General features: G+C 41.5%; 16 protein-coding genes. 8 read left to right on the top strand and 8 right to left on the bottom strand.

Annotated features, from left to right (window positions below; all coding sequences use genetic code 11):
- Position 1: 1 nt before the first annotated feature.
- The 3 genes from floA to proS form a co-directional block, all read right to left on the bottom strand.
- Positions 2–1,012 carry a flotillin-like protein FloA gene (gene floA / locus DFQ04_RS00715; RefSeq protein WP_133551708.1) on the bottom strand — a complete coding sequence of 337 codons (1,011 nt, stop codon included), beginning with the start codon at positions 1,010–1,012 and terminating at the stop codon, positions 2–4.
- Positions 999–1,472 (bottom strand): NfeD family protein, encoded by a 474-nt coding sequence (locus DFQ04_RS00710; protein ID WP_133551706.1) that lies wholly within the window; start codon positions 1,470–1,472, stop codon positions 999–1,001. The genes floA and DFQ04_RS00710 overlap by 14 nt, the downstream gene beginning before the upstream one ends.
- Before the next feature lie 91 nt (positions 1,473–1,563).
- Positions 1,564–3,045 carry a proline--tRNA ligase gene (gene proS, locus DFQ04_RS00705; RefSeq protein WP_133551704.1) on the bottom strand — a complete coding sequence of 494 codons (1,482 nt, stop codon included), beginning with the start codon at positions 3,043–3,045 and terminating at the stop codon, positions 1,564–1,566.
- A gap of 121 nt (positions 3,046–3,166) precedes the next feature.
- Here proS and DFQ04_RS00700 point away from each other — a divergent pair, with 121 nt between their 5' ends.
- Both DFQ04_RS00700 and DFQ04_RS00695 read left to right on the top strand, forming a co-directional pair.
- Entirely contained in the window at positions 3,167–4,522 is a 1,356-nt protein-coding gene (locus DFQ04_RS00700; RefSeq protein WP_243739604.1) for a hypothetical protein, read from the top strand.
- 78 nt (positions 4,523–4,600) lie between these two features.
- On the top strand, positions 4,601–6,115 hold the full coding sequence (locus tag DFQ04_RS00695; RefSeq protein ID WP_133551702.1) for an OmpP1/FadL family transporter: 1,515 nt from the start codon (positions 4,601–4,603) through the stop codon (positions 6,113–6,115).
- Here DFQ04_RS00695 and DFQ04_RS00690 read toward each other — a convergent pair.
- From DFQ04_RS00690 to DFQ04_RS00680, 3 genes are read right to left on the bottom strand one after another with little or no spacing between them, the layout of a single operon-like run.
- Positions 6,105–6,635, bottom strand: a complete 531-nt coding sequence (locus DFQ04_RS00690; RefSeq protein WP_133551700.1) for a shikimate kinase — start codon at positions 6,633–6,635, stop codon at positions 6,105–6,107. The genes DFQ04_RS00695 and DFQ04_RS00690 overlap by 11 nt on opposite strands.
- Positions 6,632–7,729 carry a BT_3928 family protein gene (locus tag DFQ04_RS00685; RefSeq protein WP_133551698.1) on the bottom strand — a complete coding sequence of 366 codons (1,098 nt, stop codon included), beginning with the start codon at positions 7,727–7,729 and terminating at the stop codon, positions 6,632–6,634. Before DFQ04_RS00685 ends, DFQ04_RS00690 begins: the two co-directional genes overlap by 4 nt.
- Positions 7,722–8,267, bottom strand: coding sequence for a DUF1599 domain-containing protein (locus DFQ04_RS00680; RefSeq protein ID WP_133551696.1), 546 nt, complete (start codon positions 8,265–8,267; stop codon positions 7,722–7,724). Before DFQ04_RS00680 ends, DFQ04_RS00685 begins: the two co-directional genes overlap by 8 nt.
- Before the next feature lie 122 nt (positions 8,268–8,389).
- Between DFQ04_RS00680 and folP the strand changes: the two genes are divergently transcribed.
- Both folP and cdaA read left to right on the top strand, forming a co-directional pair.
- The gene (folP, locus tag DFQ04_RS00675) at positions 8,390–9,166 is read left to right on the top strand and encodes a dihydropteroate synthase (protein ID WP_133551694.1); all 777 of its coding nucleotides are present in this window, start codon (positions 8,390–8,392) and stop codon (positions 9,164–9,166) included.
- Complete coding sequence (cdaA, locus tag DFQ04_RS00670) at positions 9,163–10,035, top strand: diadenylate cyclase CdaA (protein ID WP_133551692.1); 873 nt, start codon at positions 9,163–9,165, stop codon at positions 10,033–10,035. The genes folP and cdaA overlap by 4 nt, the downstream gene beginning before the upstream one ends.
- A 40-nt stretch (positions 10,036–10,075) precedes the next feature.
- Here the strand turns inward: cdaA and kbl are convergent, their stop codons facing one another.
- Positions 10,076–11,272 (bottom strand): glycine C-acetyltransferase, encoded by a 1,197-nt coding sequence (gene kbl, locus DFQ04_RS00665; RefSeq protein WP_133551690.1) that lies wholly within the window; start codon positions 11,270–11,272, stop codon positions 10,076–10,078.
- A 149-nt stretch (positions 11,273–11,421) separates the two neighbouring features.
- Between kbl and DFQ04_RS00660 the strand changes: the two genes are divergently transcribed.
- The 4 genes from DFQ04_RS00660 (at position 11,422) to DFQ04_RS00645 (ending at position 18,098) form a co-directional block, all read left to right on the top strand.
- Positions 11,422–12,378: an NAD-dependent epimerase/dehydratase family protein gene (locus tag DFQ04_RS00660; protein WP_133551688.1), complete on the top strand. Its 957-nt coding sequence runs from the start codon at positions 11,422–11,424 to the stop codon at positions 12,376–12,378.
- Positions 12,379–12,484: 106 nt separating this feature from the next.
- Complete coding sequence (locus DFQ04_RS00655; RefSeq protein ID WP_133551686.1) at positions 12,485–15,208, top strand: PSD1 and planctomycete cytochrome C domain-containing protein; 2,724 nt, start codon at positions 12,485–12,487, stop codon at positions 15,206–15,208.
- A 1-nt stretch (position 15,209) separates the two neighbouring features.
- A complete protein-coding gene (locus DFQ04_RS00650; RefSeq protein ID WP_133551684.1) occupies positions 15,210–16,718 on the top strand; it encodes a DUF1501 domain-containing protein in 1,509 nt (502 codons plus the stop codon).
- Positions 16,719–18,098 (top strand): c-type cytochrome domain-containing protein, encoded by a 1,380-nt coding sequence (locus DFQ04_RS00645; RefSeq protein ID WP_133551682.1) that lies wholly within the window; start codon positions 16,719–16,721, stop codon positions 18,096–18,098.
- Here DFQ04_RS00645 and DFQ04_RS00640 read toward each other — a convergent pair.
- The gene (locus DFQ04_RS00640; RefSeq protein ID WP_133551680.1) at positions 18,095–18,445 is read right to left on the bottom strand and encodes a Spx/MgsR family RNA polymerase-binding regulatory protein; all 351 of its coding nucleotides are present in this window, start codon (positions 18,443–18,445) and stop codon (positions 18,095–18,097) included. The two genes, DFQ04_RS00645 and DFQ04_RS00640, sit on opposite strands and share 4 nt — an antisense overlap.
- Positions 18,446–18,459: the final 14 nt, after the last annotated feature.

Here is an 18,459-nt window from a genome sequence, read left to right as displayed (position 1 = left end):
CTTATTTTTTATCTCCTTTTCCGCTTCCAGGTTCTTTCGAATCCTTATCGGAATTCGCTATCGAATCCCTCATCGAGGTGTCCGACTTGATATTTTCCATTTTATAGTAATCCATCACTCCAAGGTTTCCTGTTCTAAAAGCCTCTGCTAAAGCCTTTGGAACTTCAGCCTCAGCTTCAATTACTTTGGCTCTCATCTCAACGGTCTTGGCTCTGTTTTCTTGCTCCAAAGCAACGGCCATCGCTCTTCTTTCTTCAGCCTTTGCTTCTGCAACTTTTAAATCTGCAGATGCCTGATCGATTTGGAGTTTCGCGCCGATGTTGGTTCCTACGTCGATATCTGCAATATCAATGGAAAGAATTTCAAAAGCAGTTCCGGCATCCAAACCTCTCTGAAGCACCAACTTGGATATTTTATCCGGATTTTCTAAAACTGATTTGTGAGTTGAGGCCGAACCAATTGAAGTTACAATACCCTCACCTACTCTCGCCAAAATGGTTTCTTCACCGGCACCACCGACAAGTTGAGCAATATTCGCTCTAACCGTTACTCTTGCTTTTGCAATAAGCTGAATCCCATCAGCTGCTACTGCTGCCACACTTGGCGTATTGATTACTTTGGGATTTACGGAAATCTGCACTGCTTCGAATACATCTCGTCCTGCCAAGTCAATGGCAGTAGCCTGCTTGAAACTTAAATTGATGTTCGCCTTATCGGCTGAAATCAAAGCACGGATTACGGTAGGCACATTTCCTCCTGCCATATAGTGGGTTTCCAGATCATTAGTTGTCAACTGAAGACCAGCTTTGGTAGCTGTAATCAAGGAGTTTACTATAACACTTGGAGGAACTTTTCGGATTCGCATTCCCACTAACTCCAAAAGACCAACTCGCACATTTGCAAACTGAGCAGTAATCCAAAGATTAACAGGAACAAAGTATAAAAAGATGAATAATAGAATAATGCCTGCAAAAGCAGCCACCAAAACGAAAATTGAACTAGATGGATCCATGTTGTTTTACTAAAATTTTATTGTTTTCAATTTTTATTATTTCGACTACCTGACCTACTTCAATAAAGCCTTCTTCAGACTTTACTTCATAAATACTTTCATTCAACGATACTTTTCCAAAAGGTTTGATATCAGAAATCGCTTTCCCGGTCATTCCAACTTCTAATCCAGTTGTCCTTCCATCGAACGCCCCACCTTCCATAGAGGATTTCAAGGAGAATTTTGTCCAAACCCCAGAACTAAACCCATACCAAACAGCGGCCAAATTAATCACTGCAGCCAGACCTGTGATCCACATTGCTGTATTGGACTCAAAAGTCAAAAAGGCATAAACTACACCAGCAAGACTGACCAAAAACCCCATTATCCCAACGATTGTAGTTCCAGGGATAAAAAGCATCTCTATCATCAGCAGAATAAGTCCGATGATCAAAAGGCTAGAAAGAATAAGAATTTCCATGACAGATCAGGTGAGAGAACTAAAATTACGACAAGGAATGAAAAACTAAAGCTATCTAAAAACAAAACCCGGAAAAATCCGGGTTTAAGTTTTAATAAGCTTTTGCGAAATACACTCTACCTACAGAAGGATTTCCCGTCAGGATACATTTTCCTGCTTCTTCTTTTCTATCCAAAGGAATGCATCGGATTGTCGCTTTGGTCAGTTCTTTGATTTTCTCCTCGGTTTCGGAAGTTCCGTCCCAATGGGCAGATAAAAACCCTCCTTTTTCCTCCAATACTTTTTTAAACTCATCCCAAGAATTGACTTCAGTGGTCATTTCTGTTCTGAATTGGAAAGCTTTGCTGTAAATACTGTTTTGGATTTCTTCCAAAAGGGATGAGATTTTTTCACCAATGGACATTTCACTCAAGCTGAATGTTTCTTTGGTCAAGGTATCTCTTCTGGCAATTTCAATAGTACCATTTTCAAGATCTCTTGGCCCCATGGCAATTCGCACAGGAACCCCTTTAAGCTCATATTCGGCAAATTTCCAACCCGGCTTATGTGTATCGCGGTCATCAAATTTGACTGAGATTCCTTTCTTTCTCAATTCAGTCATAATTTCTTTGGCCTTAACTGAAATTGACTCAAGCTCCCCTTCACCTCGATAAATAGGAACAATCACCACTTGGGTAGGTGCCAATTTTGGAGGCAAGACCAATCCATTATCGTCTGAATGAGCCATAATCAAAGCTCCCATTAGTCTGGTACTAACTCCCCAAGAAGTCCCCCAAACAAAGTCCAGGCCTCCTTCTTTGGTCGCAAATTTCACATCAAATGCCTTTGCAAAGTTTTGTCCCAAGAAATGCGAAGTTCCTGCCTGAAGTGCTTTTCCGTCTTGCATCATTGCCTCGATGCAAAGCGTATCATCTGCACCTGCGAATCGTTCATTTGCGGTTTTTCTTCCCCTGACCACTGGCAAAGCCATGAATTCCTCAGCAAATTGAGCATAAACGTTCATCATTTGCATGGTTTCGTCCATTGCTTCCTTGGCAGTTGCATGTGCGGTATGACCTTCTTGCCATAGGAATTCCGCTGTCCGCAGAAATAGACGGGTTCTCATCTCCCAACGAACCACATTGGCCCACTGATTAACTAAAAGAGGTAAGTCTCGGTAAGATTGAATCCAGTTTTTATACGTGCTCCAAATAACAGTTTCTGAAGTAGGACGGACGATTAATTCCTCCTCCAACTTTGCCTCAGGATCGACAATCACTCCTGATCCATCTTCGGCATTTTTAAGGCGGTAATGCGTCACAACAGCACATTCCTTGGCAAATCCTTCAACGTGTGAAGCTTCTTTACTTAAGAAAGATTTTGGGATAAAAAGAGGAAAGTAGGCATTGGTATGGCCTGTTTCTTTAAACATCCGATCAAGTTCAGCCTGCATCTTTTCCCAAATGGAATAGCCGTAAGGTTTAATGACCATACAGCCACGAACAGCAGAGTTTTCTGCTAGATCGGCTCTTTTCACCAATTCGTTGTACCATTGAGAATAATCTTCGCTGCGCTTTGGTAGTCCTTTACTCATTAGGTTTTGAGGTATAGTATAATGTGGTTAATTTTGCTTAATTAGGGCTGGCAAATATAAGTCAAAAAGTATAACCTCAGGCTTATCAGTCCGTATAACAAAGTAACAATCAACTTCAATTATGAAGAATATCCCCCAATTATCTGTTTCTCTATTACTTGGTGCGGCATTGCTTTCATCTTGTAGCACCAATAAAATGGCTATGAGTGGAGCAAATGACAATCTTTACTTCAGAGCCTCTGATGTGCAAGTCGCTACGCAATACGCAGTAGAGAACAACAATCCTAAGACATTTGAATCCCTAAACCAGTCTCCAGCTTTGGTTCAGGAAAATTTCAGTTCTAGAAATGTAAACCCAGAATATATTTCCAGATATCAAGCCACCACAGCCGAGGCTGATAATGGAACCGTATATTTTGACGAAGGTCAAGCTGAAGAAACTTCAGCAAACATTAATGCATACGATAATTACAGATCCTATTCAAACGGCTCTAACTTCTCCTCTCCGAACATCAATTTCAACTTTGGTTTAGGCTTCGGATATGGTATGAGTCCTTGGGGATATGGAATGAGCCCATGGTCAATGGGATTTTATGATCCATTCTGGGGGCCAAGTTGGGGTTGGAGACCTGGCTTTAGCATGAGTATCGGATTTGGCTGGGGCTACCCTACATTAGGAATGGGGTTTGGTCCAAGCTGGGGATGGGGTCCAAGCTTCGGTTGGGGCTATCCAATGTATCCGACTTGGGGCTATCCTGTACATCCTATTTACCCTGGTTATCCTTACTATGGTCTACCCGGTGGAGAATATAATGGAAGAAGAGTAGTTAGTGGAGTAAGACCGACCAGAGGTTCTTCATTGGCTAACGCAGGTGTATCAAACAGACAGGCATCTGTAATGCCATCTACTGCAAGGGCTCAAAATAGAGCTACTGCTTCAGGTTCTAATCCTTCTGCGAGAAGAATTGCTGCATCTGAAAACTCCAGAGTTGCTAGTAGAGAATTTGGAAGCTCTCAAAATGATTATTATAATTCAAGCAGAAGCCGAGTAACAAGTTCTTCTACTCCTAGAAATATTAGCTCTCCGGCTACGGATCGTACAGTAAATACCAGATCTAGAACAAGTATTCCTTCAGCAAGACCATCCAGCGCGAATCCAGGAACTTATAATAGATCAACTGGAACCCCGACTAGAGGAAACAATACCTATAACAACTATAGATCAAACAGTCCTTCTTACAACAGATCTGTTAGTCCAACTTATAATAACAGATCTACCAGCCCATCTTATAACAACAGATCAACAACACCATCTTATAATAGATCAACAACACCTACCAGATCAAACGATACGGGTGGATTCAGTGCACCGAGCAGAAGCTCTTCAGGAAGCAGTGGTTTCAGTGCGCCAAGCAGAAGTTCAGGTGGGTCCAGTGGAGTTAGCTCTGGTGGATCCAGATCAGGAAGGGGGAATTAATTCCCCTTTTTTTTTTCAAAAATTATCCCCGATTCAATCATTCATTCGTTAGTGTTACTAAGCTTTAATACAACACAAATGAGGTTTTTATTATCTCTTATTCTAATCATTACTTCTTCAACTTCCCTAGTAAATGCTCAAAGCGGCTATTTTGAAGATGCATATAGATTTGGACGAACAGTGCCTACTGGTTCTGCCAGAATTATAGGAATAGGTGGAACCCAGTTCTCATTGGGAGGAGACGTATCCAACCTTACAGGGAACCCTGCTGGCCTTGGATTCTTTAGAACATCGGAAGTCAATGTCAGTTTGAGTTTCACAGATTGGGGAGTAGATACTGACTTCTTGGGCCAATCCCGCTCTTACAATACAACCAATTTCTCACTTCCAAACATCTCCTACATTGGTGCAAATCCAAAAGGAGTAATGGAAACTGGAGCTTTCAAAGGAGGAGCTTGGGGGATAAGTGTTCAAAGGATTGCCAACTTCAATACTGAATTCGGCTATTTCTCTGATATCCAAGGGGAAAGTTCAATCATTGATTTTTACTTGCAGGACTCATTTGGAATTCCAGAAAACCAAATTGAAAATTATGGTTTGACCGGTCTGGCCTATCAAACCTATCTAATCAATCCAATTACGGTCGATGAAAATGGGAATCCAATAACAAACCCGGACACCTACGACTCATTTGTACTTGGATTTCCTTTTCAGGATGAAAATATTCGAACTGAAGGAAGTGCAAGTCAAGTCACGTTTGGCTATGGAGCAAACTTTAATCACAAGCTATTCCTTGGAGGAAGCTTGGGGATAAGATCAATCAACTATTCGTCTTTCAAGGTATACAATGAGGAATTCTTCGAGGAGCCTTTAATTAATTCTTCCTTGCGAGAAAATTTGTTCATTAATGGAATTGGCGTCAATCTAAACCTTGGTGCGATCTTCAAACCAACAGATAACTTAAATCTTGGATTTGTCTTCCAAACCCCTACCTGGTTTACTATGAGTGAAGAATATGAAGCCTCTTCATTTGCAAATTATGACAATTACTATTTTGAACCAGAAGACATTACATTAGGCAATGAAGAAGCATTTTCAGACCTAGTCATCAGTAACTACGGACTAAATACTCCATTGAAAATAGGAGGAGGTGCCACATTTTTCTTTGGAAAAAATGGATTTATTTCCGCAGATGTAGATTGGGTAGATTATAGTCAGGCTCGACTCCGCTCAAATGACTTCAATGCTAGTCCAGACAATGATGTCATTCGTGATATTTATACTAGCACCATTAATTATCGAGTAGGTGGAGAAGCTTGGATCAATAAACTTAGAATTCGAGGGGGATATTCTTTCCTGGGGGACCCTTATAGTGATCCAGCCGGATTTGATCAAAGTTCCCAGATAATCAGTGGCGGTCTTGGATTAAAAATAAATTCCTTCACCATTGATTTGTCCATAGCTAATCAAACCTACAATTCCCTTTACAGAAGCTATCAGGTTTTGGATGAAGCAGGATTCAATTATGGACCTATTACCGAGGTGAAAAATAACATCACTTCAGGGGTTCTTTCCCTAGGGTTTAATTTTTAAACTGATTAATCAACTCATACAATAAAAGCTCAGCCGAGAAATCCTCTCCGCTGAGCTTTATTTTTGCCTGGTTGTAAAAGTATTCTCTCTGAGTAAGCAAGCTTTTTAATTTCAGGGTGATTTCACCCTGGTCCAATCCTGAAAACATAGGCCTATTCTGGACTTTGGATTGTCTAATCCGATCTGAAATGGACGTCAAGGGGACATCTAGGTAAACAGAAATGGATTTGGAATTGATGAGATCCATGTTATCGTTGAAGCAGGGAGCACCTCCACCTGTAGCCAAAACATAGGAATCTTCCTTCGAAAGTACATCATTCAATACCTGAGTTTCCAACTCACGGAATTTCCCCTCTCCATGGATTGCAAAAATCTCAGAAATCTTACTTTGAGCTTTAACCTCAATCAGGGTATCTAAATCCAAAAAAGGAAAACCCAAATGCTCCGCAAGCTGCCTTCCAAAGGTGCTTTTTCCAGAGCCTGGCAGCCCTACCAAAACAACCTTCAGATTCTTACTCATAGGAACAAGTCTAAAACATCAGTCGCTTCTGGGGTATTGTTGTGGTGAAACTTATCCAATACCACTCCATCCTTTAGAATCCAAACTCCCGGATTGGAGCGCATGATGGTTTTTACCACAGTTGCGTCAGCTTGCAAGCCTACGATACTCCAGTTTTGCTGATTCAGGAACGCATCAATTTCTTCCTGAGTCGCAGCAGCCATAAATACCACATCTACTGGAGCTCCCTCTAGAGACTTGACCAAATTGGACAATTTATCCAAGTTGGCAGTACTCATTTTTGATAGATTGCTACTTAGGATGATGACTTTATTTCCTGCGAAAAGGAATTCTGTTTGATCTCCTTCGGTATTCCATGTAGCGAAGTCCGAAATCTTGGGAAGTGCTTCAGGATTTTTCAAAACCATTTCTACAAATTCTAATCCCTCCTCACTTGGATATTGATCAAAGTTGACAATCTCCTCTCCTCTTTTCATGACATAGGTATAAAGTAAAGGCGAGGAGGGCTGCATATTCACCGGAATATTTACCCCAACTTTATAGGCTCTGAAATCAATAAAGGGAAGGTTTTGAATAGCATAATAGGCTAATCCAAAAGAAAGAATCATAGTGAGTACTGCGGTCACTGAAGCCCAGCGTGGGGTGTTTTCAGGTAAATCCTCTCTAAAATAAAAGAGGAAAGATATCATCACCAAAAGGATAATATCCTTGTAAAAAGACTCCCAAGGGGTAAGTTTGATCGCATCTCCAAAGCAACCGCAATCCGTCACCTTATTAAAATAGGCCGAATAAAAAGTCAAAAAGGTGAAAAACAAGATCATCAAACCCAAGGCCCAAACGGTTTGCTTAAGTTTTACTCCCAAAATCAACATCACCCCAAGGACAACTTCAGCAACTACAAGCACCACTCCTATGTAAAGAGCCAATGGTTTGAAATAGTAGAAGAACCCAGCAATGTCATTAGAGAACACATCGAAGTACTCTTCCAACTTAATCGCAGTACCAACCGGATCATTGACCTTGATCAGACCAGAGAAAATAAATAGCCCTCCCACCAAAATCCGGAGAAGCCAAAGTACACCTTGCTTATTCATGATACCCTAATTTGATTAGACAAAACACTGCATAATTGATCATATCCTGATAATTGGCTTCAATACCTTCTGAAACTATGGTCTTGCCTTGATTATCTTCTATTTGTTTTACTCTAAATAATTTCATCAAGATGATATCAGTCATGGAAGCCACTCGCATATCTCTCCAAGCTTCTCCGTAGTCGTGATTTTTATTTTCTAGGAGCCCTTTAGTCGCTGCTGTCCAATGATCATAAAGTGGCTCTAATTCCGAAAAAGGGATCTCTAGTCGTTCGTCTTCCTGAAGGGAAATTTGCATCAAGGCGATCAGACAATAATTGATGATCCCTACAAATTCATCCACAATAGGATCATTCACTTTTTGATTGCCTTTTTCCTGAATAGAACGAATTCGTTGAGCTTTGATAAAAATCTGATCCGTAATAGAAGGAAGTCTTAAAATTCTCCAGGCAGTCCCATAATCCAGGGTCTTCTTTCGAAAGAGTTCTTTACATCGGGCGATTACTTGCTTATATTCGTTACTGGTTTTTGTCTCCAAAATCTTTAAGGTTAATGCTTCACGGATCCTATCCGACTTCTTTGTCCGAAGATAAATTATTTCCCCAAAAATATACACTTCAAATCAAGGGAAGGCTTATTTGCTTGGATAAGCCCAAAATAATGGGAATAATTAACCTTACTCCTGATTCATTTTACGCCAAAAGCAGAGTTCAGATTTCAAAAGAGACTATTTTGACTCAGGCTGAAAAAATGATTGGTGAGGGAGCAGATTTTTTGGATTTGGGCGGATATAGCACCAGACCAGGAGCTGAGGAAATCACCATTGAGGAGGAAATTGAACGAGTCATTCCGGCTATTTCTTGGATTAAGGAAGCCTTCCCGGATGTTTTAATCTCTGTAGATACTTTCAGAAGTAAAGTAGCAAAAAATGCTATTTCTGTTGGAGCAGATTTGGTCAATGATGTATCGGCGGGGAATTTAGACCCTCAACTATTGGAAGTGGTTGCAAAAGCAGGTTTGCCATATATCGCCATGCATATGCGTGGAAATCCAAAAAATATGCAGCAATTGACTGATTATTCCAGTTTAATCGAGGATATTTTGTATTATTTCTCTGAAAAAGTAGAAATTTTCAAAAAACTTGGCATCAAAGATGTAATTATTGATCCCGGTTTTGGATTCGCGAAAAGTTTGGATCAAAATTTCGAATTGCTCAAAAACCTGAACTCTTTTCGGACTTTTGGACTTCCACTTTTAGCAGGACTTTCCAGAAAATCCATGATTTATAAGTTTCTTGGAAACTCTCCCCAAGAAGCCCTAAATGGAACTACCGCTCTCAATATGTTTGCCCTTACTCAGGGAGCAAACATCCTAAGAGTACATGACGTTAAGGAAGCAAAAGAAACAGTTAAACTATACGAACAATTATACCCTTGACCCTACTTTTTAAAATTGGATTTTTAGATATCTCCATCGTCAATATGATCGATATTGCGTTGGTTGCTGCACTATTGTACCAAATTTATAAGCTGCTAAAGGGAAGCGTCGCTATTAAAATCTTCTTGGGTTTCTTATCCATCTACCTGATCTACCTATTGGTAAGGGCCTTGAGAATGGAATTGCTTTCAGCTATTTTAGGCCAGTTTATGGGTGTGGGTGTGATCGCAGCGATCATCATTTTCGCACCAGAAATAAGGAAATTCCTCTTATTAATTGGTAGGTCTTCACTCCTTTCCAATGACAACTTGTGGAAAGACATTCTCTTCTTTTGGAGAAAAAGAGAAAATTCCGCGTTTAATATTTCCCCCATAATTGACGCTTCAAAAACTCTAGCAGGAACTAATACAGGCGCCTTGATGGTGATTTCCAGTAGCACAGAGTTGAAATTCTATGCTGAAAGTGGGGACCTTTTGGATGCAGAACTTTCCAAGCGACTGCTGATTTCTATTTTCAATAAGTACAGTCCTTTGCACGACGGTGCAGTGATCATTCACAATGGCCGAATCAAAGCAGCTAGATGTATCCTACCAGTGACTGAGCGAGAAGTTCCTGCTCAATTTGGACTAAGACATCGGGCAGGAATCGGTATGTCTGAAGCGACAGACGCATTGATTTTGGTGATCTCCGAAGAGACAGGTCAAGTTTCTATGATGAAAAATGGAAAGGTATTACACAACCTCTCCTTCCAAGAAGTTCGGGAAATCATCAATGATTACCTGAACAATGAAGATTTAGAAGATCGATTTGAAAATCTGTCTGAATACGAACTGGCAAAAAAGAATAAGCTGAATTTAACCACAAAGTAAAAGGGGCCAATTCCGTAAAGAATAAGCCCCTTTTTAATTTTTATTGGATCACACCCAATTCTTTTCCTACTTCTGTGAAGGCTTCAATTGCCTGATCCAAATGGTGTTTGTCATGTCCCGCTGAAATCTGAACTCTAATTCTAGCTTGTCCCTTTGGAACCACCGGATAATAGAAACCGATTACATAAATCCCCTTTTCCAAAAGCTTCTCTGCCATTCTCTGAGAAAGAACCGCATCGTACAACATAATCGGAACAATGGCATGCTCACCTGGCTTGATATCAAATCCTGCTGCGGTCATTTTCTCCCGGAAATATTTCGTATTCTCTTCCAGCTTATCTCTCAACTCAGTCGTCTCAGAAAGCAAATCAAATACAGCTATGGAAGCCCCAGTGATGGAAGGCGCCAAAGTATTTGAAAACAAGTAAGGTCTGGAACGCTGGCGAAGCAATTCAATGATTTCTTTTCTTCCGGAAGTAAACCCACCTGAAGCCCCACCCAAAGCTTTACCCAGAGTTCCGGTGATAATGTCAATTTTTCCCATCACACCGCGGAATTCGTGAACACCACGACCAGTTTTACCCATAAATCCGGTGGAATGACATTCGTCAGACATCACCAAAGCCTGATATTTTTCAGCTAACGCTACGATTTTATCCAATTGAGCAATGGTGCCATCCATTGAAAACACCCCATCGGTCACGATGATCTTTTGTTTGGCTCCAGCAGCATCTGCATCTTGAAGTTGCTTCTCGAGGTCTTCCATGTTGTTATGCTCATAGCGGTAGCGCATAGCCTTGCAAAGACGAACCCCATCAATGATGGAGGCATGATTTAATGCATCGGAAATAATGGCATCTTCAGGACCCAAAATTGGCTCGAAAACCCCTCCATTTGCATCAAAAGCAGCGGCATATAAAATAGTGTCCTCTGTTCCCAAAAACTCAGAAATTTTCTTCTCCAGCTCTTTGTGAATATCCTGTGTACCGCAAATGAATCGTACGGAAGACATCCCAAAACCATGGGAATCTATGGCAGCTTTTGCTGCTTCGATTACTTTAGGATGGGAAGAAAGTCCCAGATAATTATTGGCGCAAAAGTTAAGCACTTGCTTTCCCCCAGCTATTGTAATCTCTGCTGACTGAGGAGAAGTGATAATACGCTCTCTTTTGAAAAGTCCGGCTTCTTCAATCGATTTAAGTTCTTGCTCTAATTTGGGTTTAATCTGATCGTACATTCTTATAGAATTAAATTGTTTTAAAGTTTGATTACTCCACTGGTCAAAAAACAAGAGTGGAGAGGTGATTTTTACTACTTTTGCGCAAGCAAACCCAAATATAAACAAAAACCCTCAAGGCAAATTGGAGGTTTTTGACCCTTTATCTCATGGAAAAAATCTTAGTCATAGGTGCTGCCGGTCAGCTAGGCTCAGAACTCACCCGAGCACTCTCAGATCAATTTGGTGGAGACCAAGTCATTGCCACAGACTTGAGGGACTCTGCAAAAGCAGAATTCGACTATTGCCGATTCGAAGTATTGGATGTCCTCAATAAAGAAGGAGTTCGAGACTTAATAAAAGAAGAAAAAGTTACTCAGATTTATCATTTGGCTGCTGTTCTTTCGGCAACTGGAGAGAAAAACCCCCACTTCGCCTGGCATTTGAATATGGACAGCTTGCTTTCTGTTCTGGAATTAGCCAAGGAACTCAAGTTGGATAAAATATACTGGCCATCTTCCATTGCTGTTTTTGGCCCAAATACTCCTAAGGTCAACACCCCTCAATTTTGTGTAAAAGAACCAAACACAGTCTACGGTATCAGCAAGCAGGCAGGGGAAAGATGGTGTGAATATTATTTTGAAAAGTACGGAGTAGACGTCCGAAGCTTGAGATATCCAGGTTTGATCGGTTACAAATCTCTTCCTGGAGGCGGCACCACTGATTATGCAGTAGATATTTATCACAAGGCCTTGGCAGGAGAAAAATTCGAATGCTTCCTCAGCGAGGATACCTACCTGCCTATGATGTATATGCCGGATGCAATCAAGGCTACGCTTGACCTGATGAATGCTCCAAGAGAGTCTGTAAAAATCAGATCTAGCTATAATTTATCCGGAATGAGTTTTTCTCCGAAAGAGATTTACGAAAGCATCAAAAAGCACCTTCCTGATTTTGAAATCAGCTACAAACCTGATTTCAGACAGGCGATCGCAGATTCCTGGCCCGACAGCATCGATGATTCCAGAGCTCAGGTAGACTGGGGATGGAAGCCAGACTATGATTTGGATGCGATGACGGCAGATATTTTGAAAAACCTGCCGGATTACTTCCCAACTGGAAAATAAAATTACAAGGCCCGAGATCTTCGGGCTTTTTTCATTTTTACCCCTTTCACTTCAGGTTTCTAATTTCAATCAATTTGGCTATTTTGAGTGGAATTGATCGTTTTCCATGAATCGCCAGAGATTAGCCTTACTTTTTACTTTCTTCATTGGAGTTCTCCTACTTTTCTTCTTTTGGAATCAAGAGGATGAAGTGGATTTCAGTTCCCAAGTCAAACCCATTCTAAATACCCACTGTATCTCTTGTCATGGAGGGGTCAAGAAAAACGGAGACTTTTCCCTTCTTTTTGAAGAGGAGGCCTTCGCTCCTACCAAATCAGGACATCCCGCAATTATCCCAGGCGATCCGAATGGAAGTGAATTGATTCGAAGATTGACCGAATCAGATCCTGAACTCCGAATGCCCTATCAAGGCGAACCTCTAAGCGAGGATGAAATAGATATCCTCAAAAAATGGATCAAACAAGGGGCTAAATGGGGAAAACATTGGGCGTATGAACCTGTGAAAGAACCTGAAATTTCCAGAAAACCCAAAACTGCGGGGCTTAACTCAGGAGAGGAAAATTACTCTTCATCGATAGATTTTTTCATTCAGGAAAAACTAAAATCAGTTGGACTCACTCCTTCACCTGAAGAAAATTCTTCCAGATTAATCCGAAGGTTGGCGATGGATCTTACGGGTTTACCTCCTTCAGACTCCTTGGTTCGGGACTTTTCCTCTGGAAAAATCAGCTATGAGCAAGCCGTTGATCAGTTGCTAAGCGCTGATGCCTATGGGGAAAAATGGGCTACCTGGTGGCTGGATCTGGCTCGGTATGCCGATACCAAAGGATACGAGCGGGATGTTTCCCGGACCTTTTGGCCATACCGGGATTATGTCATTCGGTCCTTTAATGCCGACAAGCCCTTCGATCAATTCACCATCGAACAATTGGCCGGAGACCTTTTGCCTAACCCAACACAAGAGCAATTGACCGCGACGGCTTTCCACAGAAATACCATGAACAATGACGAGGGTGGAACCGAAGATGAGGAATTCAGGGTGGCCGCAGTATTAGATCGAATTAATACGACTTATGAAGTCTGGCAAAGTACCACCATGGCCTGTGTGCAATGCCACAGTCATCCCTATGACCCCATTCGTCATGAGGAGTATTATCAATCCATGGCGTTTTTCAATAATACCCGGGATGAAGACACCCATGATGAGGAACCCAAACTTCGGTTTTATGAAGAGGAAGACGAGAAAAAGATTTCTTCCATTGTTTACTGGGTAGAAAAACATGAAGGAAAACAGGCGGCTCAACATCGAGCTGATTTCCTCAAATTTCTTGAACCCAAATATGCCGCCCATTTGGCAACCAATTTTCAAAAAGCCGAATTGATAGACACCAAGTGGCTCGGTCTCCAATCAGGTGGTTCGGCAACCTATTTAAAAATAAACACGCTTGGCTCTGACCAATTGCTGCTCAATTACCGCTCAGGATTGGATGGCACGCAAATGAAAATCCGCAAAGATGGACCTGATGGAGAAATCATGGCACAATTTGTTTTGGGTAAAACCCAAGGTGATTTTGTCCTTTCCATCCCTTTCAAACCAATTCAGGAGTCGGTGGATCTTTATTTTGAAGCTAAAAATCCTAAAGCCTCCCCTCAACAAAACACCTCAGCAATTGTCTGGTTTGCATTTGTCCCAACCCTCAAGGGACAAGAATACCTTGGCTTTGCTACTATCAAAAAGAATTGGGAGGAACTGCTTCAATGGAAAGGAACCAAGCTTCCCATCCTGATAGAAAATCCAAGTTACATGCGCCGGACTTCCTATGTTTTCGAACGGGGAAACTGGATGATCCATGGAGAGGAGGCTCCACCTCAGACGCCCAAAGAGCTTGGGAATTGGCAGGAATCCTGGCCAAAAAATCGTCTTGGATTTGCCTATTGGCTCACTTCTCCTGAAAACCCTCTGACTGCCAGAACTTTGGTGAATCGAATTTGGGATCAACTTTTCGGAAGGGGATTGGTGAGTTCACTGGAAAATATGGGAACCCAAGCCGATCCTCCAAGCCATCCAGAACTTCTGGATTATTTGGCATGGAAAACCATGAACGACTATGGTTGGAGCATGAAAAGTCTAATCCGGGAAATTGTTAATTCATCAACCTACCGACAATCATCTGAAATTTCTCCAGAGGCCTATAAACTAGATCCTTCCAACCAATGGTACTCCAGAGGCCCAAGATTCAGACTCTCAGCAGAGCAAGTCAGAGATCAAGCCTTGGCCGTGAGTGGGCTTTTAAGCTCGAAAATGTATGGGAAGCCGGTCATGCCTCCACAACCCGAAGGAATTTGGCAAACCGTTTACAATGGGGAATTCTGGGTAGAAAGTGAAGGAGAAGATCGCTACAGAAGAGGTATTTATACCTTTTTGAAACGGACTAGCCCCTACCCTTCTTTTGTTTCCTTTGATGCGGGAAGCAGGGAAGTTTGTCTTGGCAAGCGATTGGTAACCAATACGCCACTTCAAGCCTTGGTCACTTTAAATGATCCGGTTTTTCTGGAAGCAGCCAAGAAATTGGCAGAAAAAGAAATGAAAAAGAGCGGGAATAACCCTGAAAAGACAATCGAAGGAATCTATCATTCGCTTTTGTTCCAAGCTATTTCCAATTCAAAAAAACAAGCCATGTTGGATCTTTTCAATTCTGCCAAATCCGAATTCGAAGCCAATCCTGAACAAAGGGAAGATTTCTTTCCTGATGCAAGTTCAGACTTAGCGGCAATGGCGGTAGTTGCGAATGCGATGATGAATTTAGACGAATTCCTAACCAAGCCTTAACATGAAGAATCTGGATAAATTACTCGGAGAACTGGCCAGCCAAAAGCTTCAAGCACAAACTAGAAGACACTTTTTGGTGGATTGTGTTAGCAAGTTGGGAGGTCTGGCAATGGCTCCCTTGCTTTTTGGATGTGATTTAGGAAAAAATGGCCAGGTCAAATCTGGCTTAAATCTTAGCGAGCGTGACCTTAATCCTTTGGCATCTATTCCTCCGCCCTTTTTAGCAAAAGCAAAATCGATCATTTACTTGCACATGGCTGGGGCACCTTCTCAGTTAGAGTTATTTGATTACAAGCCTGAGCTAGCAAAGCTCAACGATCAGGATTGCCCGGAAAGCCTTTTGGAAGGGAGAAAATTTGCCTTTATCCGAGGAGTTCCAAAAATGCTTGGCCCTCAGGCAAACTTCAAACAGCATGGAGAATCAGGGGCATGGGTTTCGGATTATCTACCCCATTTTTCACAAATGGTGGATGAAGTGGCCTTTTTAAAAGCCATGCATACAGACCAATTTAATCATGGGCCTGCGCAGTTATTTATGCAAACAGGATCACCCAGATTGGGAAGGCCAAGTTTGGGAAGTTGGGTTACTTATGGTTTGGGAACAGAGAATCAGAATTTGCCGGGTTTTGTGGTCTTGACTTCAGGAGGAAAAACTCCAGATGCTGGAAAAAGTGTGTGGGGCTCGGGATTTTTACCTTCAGTCTATCAGGGAGTACAATGCAGATCAAAAGGTGATCCAGTACTTTATCTCGAAGACCCCAAAGGAATGACTCGGGATTTGAAGAAAAATGTCATTTCAGCCATCAATCAAGCTAACCAGGAAGACTTTGAAAACTTCGGAGACCCGGAGATTTTAGCCCGGATCAATCAATTTGAAATGGCTTACCGAATGCAGATTGAGGTTCCTGAAGTGATGAACATCAACGATGAACCAGCATACATTCACGAATTATACGGGACAAAGCCGGGAGAAGAGTCCTTTGCCAACAATTGCCTTTTAGCCAGAAAATTGGTGGAAAAGGGCGTTCGGGTGGTTCAGCTTTACGACTGGGGATGGGATACCCATGGAACTGATCGGGATGGATCTATTGATTTGGGGCTTCGAAATAAATGCCGGGAAATTGATCGACCAATAACTGCTCTATTGATGGATTTGAAGCAAAGGGGACTATTGGAAGAAACCCTAGTCGTATGGGGAGGCGAATTTGGAAGAACCCCCATGCAGGAAAACCGGGAAGGGAAAGTTCAGGGATTCAAGGGGAGAGATCACCACGTGGACGCCTTTACCATGTGGGTAGCGGGAGGAGGAGTAAAAAAAGGTGCCAGCTATGGAATTACAGATGATTTTGGATTTTCTGGAATTGACGAAAGAACCTCTGTTCATGATCTCCACGCCACGATTCTCCATTTGATGGGATTTGATCATGAAAAATTCACCTACGAATTTCAAGGCAGACCTTTTAGGCTCACAGATGTGGAAGGGGAATTAATCCGAAAAATACTGGCCTAAATGTTTGACTTCATTTTCCAGCTTTTCGGCAGGTTCCACCCTCTTTTGGTTCATCTTCCCATTGGAATTCTACTCTTTGGGATCATTCTGGTTTTTCTTTCCAAAAGCGATAAAACCGCCTATTTCGACTCCATTCGCTTAGCTTTCCTTTTGGGTGGAATTTCTGCCTTGGCTTCTTCGGCTTCTGGTTTTTTACAATACCAAAATGAAGGTTTTGCCTGGGACTCAGTCCAATTCCACTTCTACTTTGGATTGGTCACTACGGTAACTTCTTTTTGGCTTTTCTTCGAATTGAAGAACAAGCAAGTACTCCCTTTTAATTTCAAACTCAAATCCTCAGGATTGACTGTTTTATTGCTAATCACCGGGCATTTGGGAGGAAATATCACACATGGGGAAGAATACCTCACCGAAGTCCTCCCTGAAGGAATTCAAAATTTACTGGGAGTAGAAGAACCTGACAAAGGTCTGAGTATTTCTCCGCAGAATTGGGAACAACTCAGATATTACGAAGGGGTGGTTCAGCCTATTCTCAATTCAAATTGCAAATCATGTCATAACCCAAGGAATAGCAAGGGTGATTTGGATTTGAGTTCTTATGAATCTCTTTTGGCTGGAGGAGAAAATGGACCTGCAATTCATTCTTCTGATTTTGAAAAAAGTGAACTCTATGCTCGTTTGAATTTGCCTTTGGATCATGAGGACCACATGCCTCCACAAGAAAAAAGGCAACCCAAAAAAGAAGAAGTAGAATTGATTCGCCTGTGGATTGTAAATGGAGCCTCAACAACACAAACCCTTGGAGAGGCCAAGGTGGAGCAAAAGCTTTTAGAACCTTTTTTCATTAAAGAAGAAAAGGCTTTTTATCCTGAGATTACCTTGAAAGAAGTTTCTCCTGACACCCTTCAAAATCTAAAAGCAATAGGGTTTTACAGTGAACCGGTTTTCCAAGGATCTCCATTTCTAAAAGTCACTTGTATCAATTTTAAGACATTTAGTGATGAAGATTTGAAAAGCTTAAATGGGGTAAAAGACAATCTGGCCTATCTGGATCTGAGTGGCACTCAAATCAGCGATGAAGTATTGAATGATCTTTCTTTATTCCCAAATCTCACGGTTTTGAAGCTAAATGAAACCAAAATCAGTGGGGAAAACTTGGCTAAGTTAAAGGCAAATACTTACCTGAAACACCTGTATCTAAATGGAACCCAAGTAAGTGCAATTCAATTGGAGGTTTTGAATGAATTGAAAAGTCTGGAAAAAGTCTATGCATTTAATACTCCAATTACAGAGGCCCAAGACCGGAAAAAATTCAAATTTTCACTCGAAATCGGAGGATATACCCTGCCTCCGATCCCAAGTGATACTATAGTTTATTAAAGCTTTTCAGCGATCTGATCGGGAACAAAACCCAAAGTCAAACTTCCGTCCGGATAGGTAATCACCGGTCTTTTGATCATGCTGGAGTTTTCTACCAAAATAGGAATAGCCGTATCTTTTTTCTCCAAGGCAACTTTCTGGGAATCATCCATCTTTCGGTAGGTTGTACCCTGCTTATTTACCAGAGATTCCAGAGTGGTTTTCTTCAGAAAACTTCCTAGTAAATCAGGACTTGGTTTTTGCTTTTTGTAATCGATAAACTCGTAAGACACTCCTTTTTCATCCAAGAAATCGAAGGCTTTTTTCATGGTATTGCAATTCTTGATACCATATACTTTCACTGACATAGTTTTTCTGTTTT

This window comes from Algoriphagus boseongensis, assembly GCF_004362805.1.
GTDB classification, from domain to species: domain Bacteria; phylum Bacteroidota; class Bacteroidia; order Cytophagales; family Cyclobacteriaceae; genus Algoriphagus; species Algoriphagus boseongensis.
The sequence above is the reverse complement of the archived record's forward strand: the minus strand, read 5'-3'. Positions and strand labels throughout refer to the sequence as shown.